12 protein-coding genes are annotated in these 15,298 nt (G+C 63.0%); 10 read left to right on the plus strand and 2 right to left on the minus strand.

Annotated elements, in window-relative coordinates; all coding sequences use genetic code 11:
- Positions 1-13: 13 nt before the first annotated feature.
- The 4 genes from hemE (at position 14) to yddG (ending at position 4,171) form a co-directional block, all read left to right on the plus strand.
- Positions 14-1,045, plus strand: a complete 1,032-nt coding sequence (gene hemE, locus AC1D1B_RS04535) for a uroporphyrinogen decarboxylase (RefSeq protein WP_477329727.1) — start codon at positions 14-16, stop codon at positions 1,043-1,045.
- The gene (gene hemJ / locus AC1D1B_RS04540; RefSeq protein WP_477329728.1) at positions 1,045-1,593 is read left to right on the plus strand and encodes a protoporphyrinogen oxidase HemJ; all 549 of its coding nucleotides are present in this window, start codon (positions 1,045-1,047) and stop codon (positions 1,591-1,593) included. The genes hemE and hemJ overlap by 1 nt, the downstream gene beginning before the upstream one ends.
- A gap of 218 nt (positions 1,594-1,811) precedes the next feature.
- A complete protein-coding gene (gene rho, locus AC1D1B_RS04545) occupies positions 1,812-3,077 on the plus strand; it encodes a transcription termination factor Rho (RefSeq protein ID WP_477329730.1) in 1,266 nt (421 codons plus the stop codon).
- Between the two features lie 167 nt (positions 3,078-3,244).
- Entirely contained in the window at positions 3,245-4,171 is a 927-nt protein-coding gene (gene yddG / locus AC1D1B_RS04550; protein WP_477329732.1) for an aromatic amino acid exporter YddG, read from the plus strand.
- 1 nt (position 4,172) lies between these two features.
- Here yddG and AC1D1B_RS04555 read toward each other — a convergent pair whose 3' ends face one another.
- Complete coding sequence (locus tag AC1D1B_RS04555; RefSeq protein ID WP_477329734.1) at positions 4,173-6,191, minus strand: thioredoxin domain-containing protein; 2,019 nt, start codon at positions 6,189-6,191, stop codon at positions 4,173-4,175.
- Between the two features lie 72 nt (positions 6,192-6,263).
- On the opposite strand from AC1D1B_RS04555, the gene mnmE reads away from it, so the two are divergent.
- The 5 genes from mnmE to AC1D1B_RS04580 all read left to right on the plus strand — a co-directional run bounded on the left by mnmE (position 6,264) and on the right by AC1D1B_RS04580 (position 12,353).
- Positions 6,264-7,586, plus strand: a complete 1,323-nt coding sequence (gene mnmE, locus AC1D1B_RS04560; protein WP_477329736.1) for a tRNA uridine-5-carboxymethylaminomethyl(34) synthesis GTPase MnmE — start codon at positions 6,264-6,266, stop codon at positions 7,584-7,586.
- A gap of 449 nt (positions 7,587-8,035) precedes the next feature.
- Positions 8,036-9,910 (plus strand): tRNA uridine-5-carboxymethylaminomethyl(34) synthesis enzyme MnmG, encoded by a 1,875-nt coding sequence (mnmG, locus tag AC1D1B_RS04565; RefSeq protein ID WP_477329738.1) that lies wholly within the window; start codon positions 8,036-8,038, stop codon positions 9,908-9,910.
- A complete protein-coding gene (gene rsmG, locus AC1D1B_RS04570; protein ID WP_477329740.1) occupies positions 9,907-10,539 on the plus strand; it encodes a 16S rRNA (guanine(527)-N(7))-methyltransferase RsmG in 633 nt (210 codons plus the stop codon). The genes mnmG and rsmG overlap by 4 nt, the downstream gene beginning before the upstream one ends.
- A gap of 64 nt (positions 10,540-10,603) precedes the next feature.
- Complete coding sequence (locus AC1D1B_RS04575; protein ID WP_477329742.1) at positions 10,604-11,401, plus strand: ParA family protein; 798 nt, start codon at positions 10,604-10,606, stop codon at positions 11,399-11,401.
- Between the two features lie 64 nt (positions 11,402-11,465).
- Entirely contained in the window at positions 11,466-12,353 is an 888-nt protein-coding gene (locus tag AC1D1B_RS04580; protein ID WP_477329744.1) for a ParB/RepB/Spo0J family partition protein, read from the plus strand.
- A 214-nt stretch (positions 12,354-12,567) separates the two neighbouring features.
- On the opposite strand, the gene holA is transcribed toward AC1D1B_RS04580, so the two are convergent.
- On the minus strand, positions 12,568-13,611 hold the full coding sequence (gene holA, locus AC1D1B_RS04585) for a DNA polymerase III subunit delta (protein WP_477329746.1): 1,044 nt from the start codon (positions 13,609-13,611) through the stop codon (positions 12,568-12,570).
- 453 nt (positions 13,612-14,064) lie between these two features.
- On the opposite strand from holA, the gene AC1D1B_RS04590 reads away from it, so the two are divergent.
- On the plus strand, positions 14,065-15,297 hold the full coding sequence (locus AC1D1B_RS04590) for a thiamine pyrophosphate-dependent enzyme (protein WP_477329748.1): 1,233 nt from the start codon (positions 14,065-14,067) through the stop codon (positions 15,295-15,297).
- The last annotated feature ends 1 nt before the right edge of the window (position 15,298 follow it).

Below are 15,298 nucleotides of genomic sequence, written 5' to 3' on the forward strand. Positions count from 1 at the left end.
AAGAGAGCGCTCAATGCCCGAGAACCGCATCATGCTGGACGTGCTGAGAGGCGAGGCAGCGTTTCCGCCGCCACTCTGGATGATGCGTCAGGCCGGGCGCTATCTGCCGGAATACCGCGAAACCAGGAAGCGCGCCGGGTCCTTTCTTGATCTCTGCTACAATCCGGACCTTGCCGTCGAAGTGACGCTGCAGCCGATTGAGCGCTTCGGCTTCGATGCCTCGATCCTGTTCTCCGACATCCTTGTCGTGCCGCATGCGCTGGGCCGCGATGTCCGCTTCGAAGAGGGTCGCGGGCCGCTGCTGACGCCGATCACCGCGGCGGAGATTTCAGCTCTCAACAGCGAAACGTTTCACGTGAATCTCGAACCGGTCTACGAGACGGTTCGCCGGCTGCGGGCAAAACTGCCTGACGAGACGACATTGATTGGCTTCTGCGGCGCGCCGTGGACGGTGGCGACCTACATGATTGCCGGCCACGGCACACCCGACCAGGCGCCGGCGAGGCTGTTTGCCTATCGCGAGCCGGCCGCGTTTCTGCAGCTTCTGAAAGTGCTAGCTGATCATTCGGCGGCCTATCTGATCCGACAGATCGAGGCCGGCGCCGATGTGGTGCAGATTTTCGATTCCTGGTCTGGCGTGCTCGACGATGCTTCTTTCGAAGCATTCTGTGTTGCGCCGGTGGCCGAGATCGTCAGGCAGGTTCGGGCCGCTCATCCTGATGCCCCAATCGTCGGCTTTCCCAAGGGAGCCGGCGCCCGCTACCAGACCTATCGCGAGAAGACCGGTGTGACGGGGCTGGGGATCGACTGGACCGTGCCCCTGGCAGCGGCGAAGGCATTGCAGGCCAGTGGCGCCGTGCAGGGCAATCTCGATCCCTTGCGGCTCGTGGCTGGCGGCAAGGCCCTGTCCGACGGCGTCGATGCGATCCTGAAGGCGTTGGGCGACGGACCGCTGATTTTCAATCTCGGTCATGGCATCACGCCGGAGACGCCGGTGGCGCATGTCGAAGCAATGGTGAAGCAGGTGCGGAGCGCGACACGCTGATGGCTCATTCAAACAACACGGGCAACGCTGCCAGCAGCACCGGTCAGGCAATGATGCGCATGACCATTGGCATTGTTGTTCTGGCGGTTCTGACCGCACTTCTGTTTTTTGTCGCCCCTGACGGTTTCTATCCCTGGGCGAAGGCGATCCATATCCTCGCCGTCATCTCCTGGATGGCGGGCATGCTCTATCTGCCGCGGCTGCTGGTCTATCACGCCGATGCCGAGAAGGGGTCGGTCCAGTCGGAGACCTTCAAGGTGATGGAGCGGCGCCTGCTGCGCGGCATCATCAATCCGGCGATGATCGTCACCTGGGTGTTCGGGTTGTGGATGGCCTGGAAGGTCTTTGGTTTTCACGGCGGCTGGCTGCACGCCAAGATCGGCTTGGTGCTTCTGTTGTCCGGTGTGCATGGGTATTTGGCGGGCGCTGTCCGCAAATTTGCCGAGGATCGCAACGAAAAACCGGCCAGGCACTGGCGGATCGTCAACGAGATCCCCACATTGCTGATGATCGCCATTGTGATCCTGGTTGTCGTCAAGCCGTTTTAGGCGCTTGTTTGACGCAATTCCGGACGGAAAACCGCCAACACTTTTCCTGGAATTGCTTTTATCGGCGCCACAAAACGCAGCTTGCTCTTTCAAACGACCGACGATACAAGACGGGTCTTCCTTCCCGTCATGCGCCGCCCATTTCGCTTTTCGGCCGCGCCCGGCATTTGTCGCATCCAGCCGATATTTCCCTCCAAAAGCCTACTCAGAGTCCGTCTATGCAAGAAATGAAACTCGCAGAGTTCAAGAACAAGAAACCGCCAGAGCTGATCGCTTATGCCGAATCGCTCGAGGTGGAAAACGCCAGCGTCATGCGCAAGCAGGAGCTGATGTTTTCCATCCTGAAGAAACTGGCCGCCCAGGAGATCGAGATCATTGGCGACGGCGTGGTCGAGGTGCTGCAGGACGGTTTCGGCTTCCTGCGCTCCGCCAATGCCAACTATCTGCCAGGTCCCGACGATATCTACATCTCGCCCTCGCAGATCCGCCGCTTTTCGCTAAAGACCGGCGATACGGTCGAAGGGCCGATCCGCAGCCCGAAAGAGGGCGAGCGCTATTTCGCCCTGCTCAAGGTCAATACGATCAATTTCGACGATCCCGAAAAGATTCGTCACAAGATCCATTTCGACAATCTGACACCGCTCTATCCGACCAAGCGGCTGAAGATGGAGATCGACAATCCGACGAGCAAGGACATCTCGTCGCGCGTCATCGACCTGGTGGCGCCAATCGGCAAGGGCCAGCGTGCGTTGATCAACGCGCAGCCGCGTACCGGTAAAACCGTGCTGATGCAGAACATCGCGCACTCGATCACCGCCAACCATCCGGAATGCTATTTGATCGTGCTTCTGATCGACGAACGGCCGGAAGAAGTGACCGACATGCAGCGCTCGGTGAAGGGCGAGGTGATCTCCTCGACCTTCGACGAGCCGGCGGTTCGCCACGTTCAGGTCGCCGAAATGGTCATCGAAAAGGCCAAGCGCCTGGTCGAACATGGCCGCGACGTCGTCATCCTGCTCGATTCGATCACCCGCCTCGGCCGCGCCTACAACACCGTCGTGCCGTCATCAGGCAAGGTGCTGACCGGCGGTGTCGACGCCAACGCGCTGCAGCGGCCGAAGCGCTTCTTCGGTGCCGCCCGCAACATCGAGGAAGGCGGCTCGCTGACCATCATCGCCACCGCGCTGATCGACACCGGCAGCCGAATGGACGAAGTCATCTTCGAAGAGTTCAAAGGCACCGGCAACTGCGAAATCCAGCTCGACCGCAAGGTGGCGGACAAGCGCATCTACCCGGCCATGGACATTCTGAAGTCCGGCACCCGTAAGGAAGACCTGCTGGTCTCCAAGCAGGACCTGCAGAAGATCTTCGTGCTGCGCCGCATTCTGGCGCCGATGGGAACCACCGACGCGATCGAGTTCCTCATCGACAAGCTGAAGCAGACCAAAACGAATGCGGACTTCTTCGATTCTATGAATACGTAAGCAGTTCACCGGATCAATCGGTCGATGCGTTGAAGCCCCATTCCGGGAAACCAGGATGGGGCTTTTTGCTGGACGGGTCGCTTTCTCGATATCGGGTGACCGTTCGCGGCAGCGCGCAGCACACCCTTTGTGCGAACACTCGGCCCTTCGAGGCTGGAACGAGCGACGTGAAGAAGACCATCCCCACTCTGATCGGCTTTTCGGCCATTTTGACCTGGTCCTTTCTGGCGCTGCTTTCGACCGCGGCCGGCCCAATCCCACCCTTCCAACTCGCGGCGATGACGTTCCTGCTCGGCGGGCTGGTCGGTGCGTCGAGTTGGCTTGTGCGCCCAGCCGCGATCCGGTCGCTGCGCCAGCCATGGCAGGTCTGGGCGCTGGGTACGGCGGGGCTGTGCATCTACCACTGCGCCTATTTCTTCGCCATCCAGTCGGCGCCGCCGGTCGAGGTCAGCCTGATCGCCTATCTCTGGCCGCTGCTGATCGTCGTCTTTGCCGCGTTACTGCCCGGAGAGAAGCTGAGGGCCCATCACATCGCCGGCGTCGTGCTTGGGCTTGTCGGCGCTATCGTGGTGATCACCAAGGGCGGCACGATCGGGCTGGCCAATGGCGTGATGAAGGGCCATGTCATCGCGCTGTTCTGCGCTTTCATCTGGGCCGGCTATTCGGTGTTGTCACGCCGCTTTGGCCAGGTGCCGACCGATGTCGTGGCCGGCTATTGCTTCATCACGGCGGCGGTTGCCCTGGTCCTGCATCTGACGCTCGAGACCACCGTCTGGCCACAGACGGCAACGCAGTGGAGCGCCATCGTCATCCTGGGCGCCATACCGCTCGGCGCCGGCTTTTACGCCTGGGATTATGGCTGCAAGCACGGGGACATCATGATTCTCGGCGCCCTCTCCTATGCCGCACCGCTGTTTTCGGTGATCGTGCTTCTGCTGGCAGGCTTTGGCGTGTTCCATTGGTCAGTCGCCGTGGCCTGCATTCTGATCACGGTCGGAGCGGTGATCGCAGCCAAGGATTTGCTGCTCAAGCCCCGCTCGACCGCCATTGACGGAACACCGCTGCCTTCAGCATTGGACGGAAAGACTGGCTGAGCTACTGGCGTCGCAGCAGCAGTTCGAGTTCTTGCGGATCGGTGACCGCTGGTAGGCACACCTGCCCGGTGCACAGCCAGGCGCCCGGTTGGTGCGTTGGCGGCAGGATGCCACCCGGCAAAGTCGGTCGATTCGCTTCCGTTCCGATCGTCACGACGATATCGATCCGGCGTGGATCAGGATTCCGATTCGTAACCGGAACGAAGCTTGGACTCTCTGGTGAATCGACCAACACCAGCTTTAATGGTTCCAGCGCCAGGGCACAGGCGTTGACGATGCCGGCCTGGCCATAGGACTGATGCCCTGCTCGCCCCATGGCATGTTCAGCAACCCGCCAGGCTTTGTCCTGCAGCCCGAGATCGCCAGTGACGGAGGCCAGTCGCACCAGCGCTTCGACAATCTGGCTGGTGGCCGAAGAGATCGCTTCGTCGACATCGCCGCGGATGCGGATCGGCACATCGGTGCTGTCCGAAGCCGTCAAATAATAGCCGGTCTGGTCGTCATCCTGATGCCAGCGATCCAGCTGGTCGACGAATTGCCTCGCCTGATCGACATAGCGCGAATCGCCTGATGCTTCGAACAGCGCGATCGCCGCATTGGTCATCGCCGCATAGTCGCTGGACAGGGCCGGAAACAGTTTCTTGGCGCCGAGCATGGAGTGCGGCAATCGGCCGTCATGGCCGGCTCCAGCAATATGAGCAAAGGCCTTTGCCGCCGCGTCGATCCAGTCGCGTCGGTTCAGCGAGCGGCCGGCCTCGGCGAGGGCCGCAATCATCAGGCCGTTCCAGTCGGTCAGTGCCTTGCCATCCCTACCCGGACGGACGCGTTGCTCCCTTGCCGCAAGAAGCTTTGCCACGAGCGGAGCCAATACCTCCCGGTCAGCCACGCTTTGGTTTTGTTGCGCATCGGTCTGATGGATGATCGGCTTGCCTTCCCAGCCATGCGGCGCGGAAAGCGTGAAGTGTTTGAAAAACAAGGTTGAATCGGCCCCGAGAACGGCCTCGATCTCGTCCTCGCTCCAGGTGTAGAAGAGCCCCTCCTCGCCGTCGCTGTCGGCATCGAGGCTGGCAGCGAAAGCGCCGCCATCGACGCGCATTTCGCGCAGCAGCCAGGCGACCGTGTCTTCGATTCGCATCCGGAACAAACCATTTCCGGTCGCGGCAAAGGCCCAGTTGCACAGCCGGATCAGCTGGGCGTTGTCGTAGAGCATCTTTTCGAAATGCGGCACCAGCCACTCGGCGTCGGTGGAATAGCGGCTGAGCCCGCCGCCGACATGGTCGTAAATGCCGCCGGCCAGCATCTTTTCAAGGCTGATGAGAACGGCATCACGGTGCGCTGGGACGCCGTCGCGCAGCCAGGAGAGCCAGAGCGTATGCATGAACGGGGCGTTGGGAAACTTCGGCGCGCCGCGCAGGCCGCCGAGATCCCGGTCGATCATGCCGTCGATGCGGCCGGCGAGATTGCTCAGCGTCTCTTTGTCGAGCGCGGCCTTGGCGTGGACGCCGGCCAGCCGCGCCTCGACATGATTGGTCAGGCCGTCGGCACTCTGGTCGAGGCTTTCGCGCTTCTCGCGCCAGGCCTTGTCGACCGCTTCCATCACCTGGATGAAGCCGGGACGGCCATAACGCGCCTCGCGTGGGAAATAGGTGCCGCCCCAGAACGGCTTGCCGTCCGGGTTGAGGAACATGGTCAGCGGCCAGCCGCCCTGCTCGCCCATCGACGACAACGCCGCCATATAGATCTGGTCGATGTCGGGCCGCTCCTCGCGATCGACCTTGATATTGACGAACAGCCGGTTCATGACGGCGGCGACCGCGTCGTTCTCGAAACTTTCATGCGCCATGACATGGCACCAGTGGCAGGCGGCGTAGCCGATCGAGAGCAGGATCGGCCGCTGCAACGTCTTGGCTTCGGCCAGTGCCGCCGGCGACCAGGCCCGCCAATGCACGGGATTGCCGCTGTGCTGCTGCAAATAGGGGCTGGCTTCTTCGGCAAGCAGGTTTTGCGCGGGCAAGGTCACGGGCGGGCAAGCTCGGTTTGGCAGTGTCGGGATTGTTGACCGGAAGCTAGGGCGGTTCGGAAGAGCGGGCAAATGATTTCAGGCGATTCGATTGTAGCGCTGTCCAGCGGCCGCCTTCCCGCAGGCATCGCCGTCATCCGTATCTCCGGGCCGCAGACTCGATTCGTTGTCGAAACGATTGCTGGAGGCATGGTTAAGGACCGGGTTGCGGCCTTGCGCAAGCTCCGGACGGCGGACGGATCGCTGATCGACCACGGCCTGGTGTTGTTTTTTCCGGGGCCGAACAGTTTTACCGGCGAAGATGTCGCCGAATTCCACGTCCATGGCGGCCGCGCCGTCGCCGGCAAGATGCTGGAGACCATTGCCGGTTTTGATGGCGTCCGCCATGCTGTATCAGGCGAATTCACGCGGCGCGCCTTTCTCAACGGCAAGCTCGATCTGGTCGAGACCGAGGCGCTGGCCGATCTGGTCAACGCCGAAACCGAGGCGCAGCGCCGCTTTGCCGTGCAGAACGCCGAGGGGACACAGAGTGCGCTCTATCTCGGTTGGCGCCGACGGCTGATCCATGCGCGGGCCATGATCGAGGCAGAAATCGACTTTGCAGACGAAGACGATGTGCCGGGCTCCGTTTCGGATACGGTCTGGTCGGATGTCAAAGTGATGATTGGTGAGATCGGCCAGCATATCGATGGATTTCGCGCCGCCGAGATCATCCGCGACGGTTTCGAGGTCGTCATCCTCGGCGCGCCGAATGCCGGCAAGTCCAGTCTGTTCAATGCACTGGCCCGGCGCGAGGCGGCGATTGTTACCGACGAGCCGGGCACGACGCGGGATTTGCTGGAGGTGGTGCTGGACCTCAATGGCGTGCGGGTCAGGGTGACTGACACGGCCGGATTGCGCGAGGCGCCCGGCAAGGTCGAGGCAATCGGCATCGAGAAGGCGCGCGCCAAGGCGCATAGCGCGGATCTTGTTCTGCTGCTGGAGGATCTGGCGGACCCAATCGCGATCGGCGACATACCAGCCGATATCCCCACTTTGAGGATCGGCACCAAGGTCGATCTACTGAAGGGCGAGCGGCCCTCCGCGGGCTATGATGCATCGATATCTACGGTCGAAGGCGCCGGGTTAGCTGAATTGCTGGCCGAGATCGGCGCGCGCGCCGCCGCCGCGATTGGTGATGCCGGCGATATCCTGCCGTCGCGGCTGCGGCATGTGGAGTTGCTGAACGAGACGAAGCGGTTTCTGGTCTCGGCGCTGTCGGGACAGGATCGCGGCCAGGAGCTGCGGGCGGAGGAGTTGCGCCTTGCCGCGGATCGGCTTGGTCGGATCGTCGGGGCTGTCGATGTCGAGGACTTGCTCGACGTGATCTTCTCTCAGTTTTGCATTGGGAAGTGACTCACGTGAAACATCTCGTGGCCGACCGTGACTCACGTGAAACATTGGGGCGGCGTCGTTGTTTCACGTGAAACGGACCGCTGCGCTAAAAGAATCTCAACTTCGTCGGAGGTCAGCGCTGCCCCTCATTGTCTTGCCGGACATTTCTCCCCGTATAGTGGCGGGGAGAAAGAAGGCCTGCGCGGAAGGGTTTCGCCAACCTCCAGCGCTGCAAGGAGTGTGCCGGCGCTGCGGACGGCCATCTTCTCCCCGTTCACGGGGAGAAGATGCCGGTAGGCAGATGAGGGGCGGCGTAGATCGGCGTGATTACACTCACCGCCCATGACTCACGTGAAACACCGCAGCCCGGCCTCGTCGACCGTTGTCAACCATAACGAATCACCCTCCATCCTTGACAGCGCCGTCTCTCGGGGACATGTGTCGGGCAATCTCTGAATCTGGAACGGAAAATGATCGATCACTATGATGTGGTTGTGGTGGGCGGCGGCCATGCCGGGTGCGAGGCGGCCAGCGCTGCCGCGCGTGCCGGCGCCAGCACGGCGCTGGTCACGCTGCGCTTCGACACGATCGGCGTCATGTCCTGCAACCCCGCGATCGGCGGGCTCGGCAAGGGCCATCTGGTGCGCGAGATCGACGCCTTGGACGGGCTGATGGGCCGCGTCGCTGATGCCGCCGGCATCCAGTTTCGCCTGCTCAACCGCCGCAAAGGCCCCGCGGTGCGCGGACCGCGGACGCAGGCGGACAGGAAGCTGTACCGGCTGGCCATGCAGGAAGCGATTCGGCAGCAGAACGATCTCGATGTCGTCGAAGGCGAAGTCCTGGACCTCGAGATCGACAATGGACGGATCGCTGCCGTGCTGCTGGCCGACGGGCGGCGGCTGGCCTGCGGCGCCGTGGTCCTAACTACCGGCACCTTCCTGCGCGGCCTCATCCATATCGGCGAGAAGAAGATAGTCGCCGGTCGCATGAACGAGCAGGCGAGCTTGGGGCTGTCGGCAACGATGAGCCGCGCCGGCTTTGCGCTCGGGCGGCTGAAGACCGGCACGCCGCCACGGCTGGACGGCCGCACCATCGACTGGGCGTCGCTGGAAAGCCAGGCGGCGGATGAACATCCCTCGCCGTTCTCGCTGATGACCGACGCTATCAAGAATCCACAGATCCATTGCGGGATCACCCGTACGACGCTGGCGACGCATGAGCTGATCCGCGCCAATCTCGGCCGTTCGGCCATGTATTCCGGCTCGATCGAAGGTGTCGGGCCGCGCTATTGTCCGTCGATCGAGGACAAGATCGTCAAGTTCGGCGATCGCGAAGGTCATCAGATTTTCCTGGAGCCGGAAGGCCTCGACGACGACACCGTCTACCCCAATGGCATTTCGACCTCCCTGCCCGAGGAAGTCCAGCTCGACATCCTGAAGACGATCCCTGGTCTGGAGCGCGCGACCATGCTGCAGCCCGGTTACGCCATCGAGTACGACCATGTCGACCCGCGCGAGCTCGAACCGACGCTGGAGACCAAGCGGATCGCTGGCCTGTTCCTTGCTGGGCAGATCAACGGCACCACCGGTTATGAAGAAGCCGGAGCACAAGGCCTGCTCGCCGGGCTGAACGCTGCGCGCAAAGCGTCGGCCGGCGACCAGATCGTACTCAGCCGCACAGAAGCTTATATCGGCGTGATGGTCGATGACCTCACCAGCCGCGGCATTGCCGAACCCTACCGCATGTTCACCTCGCGGGCGGAGTTTCGGTTGTCCTTGCGCGCCGACAATGCCGATGAGCGGTTGACGCCACTGGCTATGCGGCTTGGAATCGCGTCGCAGGAGCGGACGCAGCGGTTCAATCAAGTCACGCAGGATCTTGATGAGGCGCGCGAATTGGCGCGGGCCACGACAATGACGCCGAATGAAGCGGCCCGGCACGGGCTGGAAGTCAACAGAGACGGCGTGCGCCGGTCGGCCTATGAACTGCTGGCCTATCCCGGCGTCGATATTGCCTGGCTGACCCGTGTCGCGCCGGCATTCGGCGCCATCGACGCCAAGACCGCCGAGCGGCTCGAAACGGAAGCGAAATATTCGGTCTACCTTGATCGGCAGCAAGCCGATGTGGCGCAGATCCGGCATGAGGAAAGCCGTCTGATCCCGGCCTCGGTCGATTTCGCAGATGTCCCTGGTCTCTCCAATGAGCTGAAGCAGAAGATGCGGACGCGCCAGCCGCGGTCGATTGCCGACGCGCAGCGCATGGAGGGCATGACGCCGGCTGCGCTGGCAATCATCGTCGCGCATGTCCGCAACGCCGAGTCGGCTGCGCAAAGGGCTGTTGCGTGAGCGCTGCCTCATGGACGAGCCTGCAAGAGGCCGCGGGACCGGTTTCACGTGAAACATTCGAGCGCCTGGTGGCGTTCGAACAGCTGTTTCTAAAATGGAACCGCAGCATCAACCTGGCCGCGCCCTCAACACTCGACGATGTCTGGGGCCGGCATATTCTCGACAGCGCACAGCTAGCGCGAATCGCTCCGCAGGCAAAACGCTGGGTCGACCTCGGTTCGGGCGGCGGTTTTCCAGGTCTGGTGCTGGCTTTCCTGCTGGTCGAGCGTGGCGGGGCGTCGATCGATCTGGTCGAGAGCAACCGCAAGAAAGCGTCGTTCCTGCAGGCGGTGATCGGCCAGTTCGGTTTGCCGGCTCGGGTCGTCGCCCGGCGCATTGACGACAGCTATGCGCTTGTTTCCGCGCCGGAAATCGTCACGGCACGAGCACTGGCCGCGCTGCCGGCGCTGCTCGATCTGTCGGCGCCATGGCTGACCAAGGGGTCGCGCGCGCTGTTCCACAAAGGCCGGGATTACCGCGTGGAAGTGGAAGAAAGCACTCACCGCTGGGCCTTCGATCTGGTAGAACATCCGAGCATGACCGACGCCCATGGCGTCATCCTCGAATTGGCCGATCTGCGGACTGCGTAACCCTCCCTTCGCGACCCGCCGGCGACCCTTTGGCGACCCGCAAATGAATATTTGGCATAGACCCATGAAAACCGGACCCCGCATCATCACCGTCGCCAACCAGAAGGGCGGCGTCGGCAAGACCACCACCGCCATCAATCTGGCCACGGCGCTGGCCGCGATCGGCGAAAAGGTGCTGATCGTCGATCTCGACCCGCAAGGCAATGCCTCGACGGGCCTCGGCATCGACCGCAAGGATCGTACCGTCTCGTCCTATGACGTGTTGACCGGCGAACTCGATCTGGAAGCCGCGGCGATCCCGACCGCGGTCCCCGGCCTGTCGATCGTGCCGTCGACACTCGACCTGCTCGGCATCGAGATGGAAATCGCTTCCGCGCCCGACCGGGTTCTCAAGCTGCGCAACGCGTTGCGCGCCGCTGCTGAACGCGGTGCGCCCTTCGGCTATGTGCTGATCGACTGCCCGCCCTCGCTCAACCTTTTGACGTTGAATTCCATGGCGGCAGCCGATTCTGTTCTTGTGCCGCTGCAATGCGAATTCTTCGCTCTGGAGGGCCTGAGCCAGCTACTCGAGACGGTCGAGCAGGTACGCCGCACGATCAATCCCGACCTGATCATCCAGGGCATCGTGCTGACCATGTATGACGGCCGCAACAACCTCGCCAACCAGGTTGTGCAGGATGTGCGGGCGCATATGGGCGACAAGGTTTACGAGACCATCATTCCGCGCAATGTGCGGGTGTCCGAGGCGCCGTCCTACGGCAAGCCGGCGATCCTTTACGACCTGAAGTGCTCGGGCAGCCAGGCCTATCTGCAGCTGGCCTCCGAAGTGATCCGCCGCGAGCGTAAATTGCGCGCCGCTTGATTAGGCTCGGTTGATAAAGCAAGCCGATTCGATACCGAAACGATTCAGAAAACCTGGAATAAAGATGAGCGAAGACCTTTCAAGAAAAAGACTGGGGCGCGGACTGGCGGCGCTGATTGGCGAGATCGATCGTCCGGCAGCGGCCGAAAAGCCGGGCCTGAATGCCGACGGCAAGGTGCCGATCGAGTTCCTGAGCCCAAACCCGAAAAACCCGCGCCGGCATTTTGGCGACGCCGACCTGACCGACCTCGCCCAGTCGATCCGCGAACATGGCGTGGTGCAGCCGGTGGTGGCGCGACCGTCGCCGACCCAGGCCGGCCGCTACGAGATCATCGCCGGCGAGCGGCGCTGGCGCGCGGCGCAGCGCGCCGGGCTGACCGAAATCCCGATCATCGTGCGCGACGTCAATGACCGCACGGCACTTGAGCTGGCGATCATCGAGAACGTCCAGCGCACCGACCTCAATCCGGTCGAGGAAGCGATGGGCTACCAGCAGCTGATCGACGATCACGGCTACACGCAAGCTGACCTGGGCAATGTCATCGGCAAAAGCCGCAGCCATGTCGCCAACACGCTGCGGCTGTTGAAGCTGCCCGACGTTATCAGAGACATGCTGGTCGACGGCGCGTTGTCGGCCGGCCATGCCCGCACGCTGGTGACGGCGCAGGATCCGGCCGGGCTCGCCAAGCAGATCGTCGAGGAAGGACTTTCGGTGCGCCAGGCGGAAGCGCTGGCGCAGATGCCGGCTGGCGGCACGCCGCCCAAGGCAAAGCCGGCGCAAAATGGGTCGGACAAGGATGCCGACACGCTGGCGCTGGAAAAGCTGATGACCGACACGATCGGCATGATCGTGACCATCGAGCACAAGGGCAAGGGCGGCGCGATTCGCGTCAATTACCGCAGCCTTGAGCAACTGGATGAGCTGTGCCGGCGGTTGAAGGACGAGCGCTAGACGGTTGAGGCGCCACGGTATTTAGCCGGCAAATGAAGTTATGGCTTAAGGTTAGGTTTTCACGCTGATATATCCGTGATAAACATAAAGTCGGCACCGCCGAAGGGTGTTCCAGCGGAGTGAGGCGTTGGCGTTCCCTGGAACACCCCTCATCCGTCTCGGCGCTGGGCGCCGATCCACCTTCTCCCACAAGGGGAGAAGGAAAGAACTGCTCCTAGCGCTGCCCCAGTCTCGCACTCTCAACCGCAATGCCAAGCAGCGCCTGGCGCGCGAGCGCTTCCGACAGGTCCGGCCGTCGCCGCGTCTGCAGCACGGCCGTCTGCAGGCGGTTCAGCGCGCGGCTGAGCGCTTCGACGTTCCAGCGCTCGAGCGCTTTTTCCACCAGTTTGCGCCGCGTGAAAAAAACCGGTGGCCGGGCGCCGGCGACGGCCGAGGCGGCGTTGCGGCCGGCTGAGTCCATCTGGCCGCGCATGACCTGAAGCTGCTGCAACTGCCGCATGGCCGAAGACAGCACCAGGAAGGGATGGCCGCCGGACAGGCAGTGGCGGGTGAAAGCGGTGTCGAAGTCGCTGACTTTACCTTCCAGCACCGCATCGACAGCGTCGTCGAAGGAGGCGCCGGAGACGTCGCCCGACATCGCCCTGACGTCGTCGAGGCCGATTTCCCTTTGGCCGTGGGCGTAGAGCACCAGCTTTTCGATCTCGCCGCGCGAGGCCAGCCGGTCGCCGCCGAGATTACGGCGCAGCGCCTGGCGCGCATCGAGGGCCATCGACATGCCGGCCTTGCGCAACTCATCGTCGATGACGCTGTCGATGTCGCGGGCCTCGTCGGCATAGCAGGGCAGCGCCATGGCGGTGTCCGCCGCCTCGACGATGGCGCGCAGGCCGACGCCCTTTTTGAGGTCGCCGGCCTCGATCAGGATGATCGCGTCGCGCGCGGGCTCGGCCGTTAGCGCCTTGACGTCCTCGGCCAGTGGCTTCTGGCCGCTGGCGTTGCGCACCCATAGAAGTCGCCGGTCGGAAAACATCGGCACGGTGCGGGCTTCATCGAGCAGCCGGCCCTGGTCACGATCGACCTCTGCGCCATCGAGCCGGACCACGGAGAATGGGTCGTCGAGCGGCAGGCCGGTCTTTTCGGCAAAGGCCTTTGCGCGCTCGGCGACGAGGCCGCGGTCGGGACCGTAAAGCAGGACGATCGAGATCCGCGTGTCCGGCTTCGCCAGCCACGAATCGACCTCGTATCCCTTTTTCTGCGCCATGGTGGGTGGTTAGCATGGGGAGAGGGCGGAGTGAACGGGATAGCTCGATCTCCCCCCATGTGGGGGAGATGTCCGGCAGGACAGAGGGGGGCGCTGTCCTGCCAGCGTTTCTATCGATTGCCATTGCGCGCCGGGTGCGTTCTTGGATTGTCTCAGTTGACCAACGTAGTGTTCCTTCACGCCCCCCTCTGCCCTGCCGGGCATCTCCTCCACGAGGGGGGAGATTAGCTACTTCGGCCGCCGCGCTCGTATCTGGCGGCAATCGCCTCGCAATCTTGCGCCAAATTGCGCCCCGCGGCGAAACATCGACAAGAAATTTCGCCGACATATCTGCATCTTGCGGTCGCTTGCCGGCCGAGATGGCGGGTCGGGTGCGGGGCCTGATGAATTGGCGCTGTGCCGGGCGCGCGGATGTGCAAATATCGGCGCCAAGCAAATGGGAGGACCATGGTCATGACCGATGCTGGGATGTTGCGGTTTCATGTGCCGGAGCCGGAGGTGCGGCCGGGCGGAACGCCCGACTTCTCCAATGTGCCGATCCCCCATGCGGGCTCGGTGCCTCGCCCCGAGATCGATGTCGATCCGCGCACCATCCGCGACATGGCATTTTCGATCATCCGCGTCCTGAACCGCGACGGCGAGGCGGTCGGGCCATGGGCTGGACTGCTTTCCGATGAAGAGCTGCTCGAGGGCCTGCGCCACATGATGACGCTGCGCAGCTTCGACGCCCGCATGCAGATGGCGCAGCGCCAGGGCAAGACCTCGTTCTACATGCAGCATCTGGGCGAAGAGGCGGTGAGCTGCGCCTTCCGCAAGGCGCTCGCGCCCGGCGACATGAATTTTCCGACCTATCGGCAAGCCGGCCTGCTCATCGCCGACGGCTACCCGATGGTCACGATGATGAACCAGATCTATTCCAATGAGGCCGATCCGCTGAAGGGCCGGCAACTGCCGATCATGTATTCGTCAAAGGAGCATGGCTTCTTCTCGATCTCCGGCAATCTGGCGACGCAGTACATCCAGGCGGTCGGCTGGGCGATGGCCTCGGCAATCTCCAACGATTCGAAAATCGCGGCGGCGTGGATCGGCGACGGCTCGACCGCCGAATCCGATTTCCATTCCGCACTTGTGTTCGCCTCGACGTACAAGGCGCCGGTCATCCTCAACGTCGTCAACAACCAGTGGGCGATCTCGACCTTTCAAGGCATTGCGCGCGGCGGTTCTGGAACCTTTGCCGCGCGCGGCCTTGGCTTCGGCATTCCGGCGCTGCGCGTGGACGGCAATGACTATCTCGCCGTGCATGCTGTGGCCAAATGGGCGGCGGAGCGGGCACGCAAGAATCTCGGGCCGACGCTGATCGAATATGTCACCTACCGCGCCGGCGCGCATTCGAGCTCCGACGATCCGTCGGCCTACCGGCCGAAGACCGAATCCGATGCCTGGCCGCTCGGCGATCCGGTCATGCGGCTGAAGAACCATCTGATCCAGCGCGGCGTCTGGTCGGACGAGCGCCATGCCCAGGCGGAGGCGGAAATCCTCGAAACGGTGATCGCGGCGCAGAAGGAAGCGGAGAGCAACGGCACGCTGCATGCCGGCGGCAAGCCGTCGACGCGCGAAATGTTCGAAGGCGTGTTCGCCGAGATGCCGCCGCATCTCAGACGCCAGCGCCAGCAGGCGGGAGTCTGAC

Source organism: Mesorhizobium sp. P2_C5_2 (genome assembly GCF_056404535.1).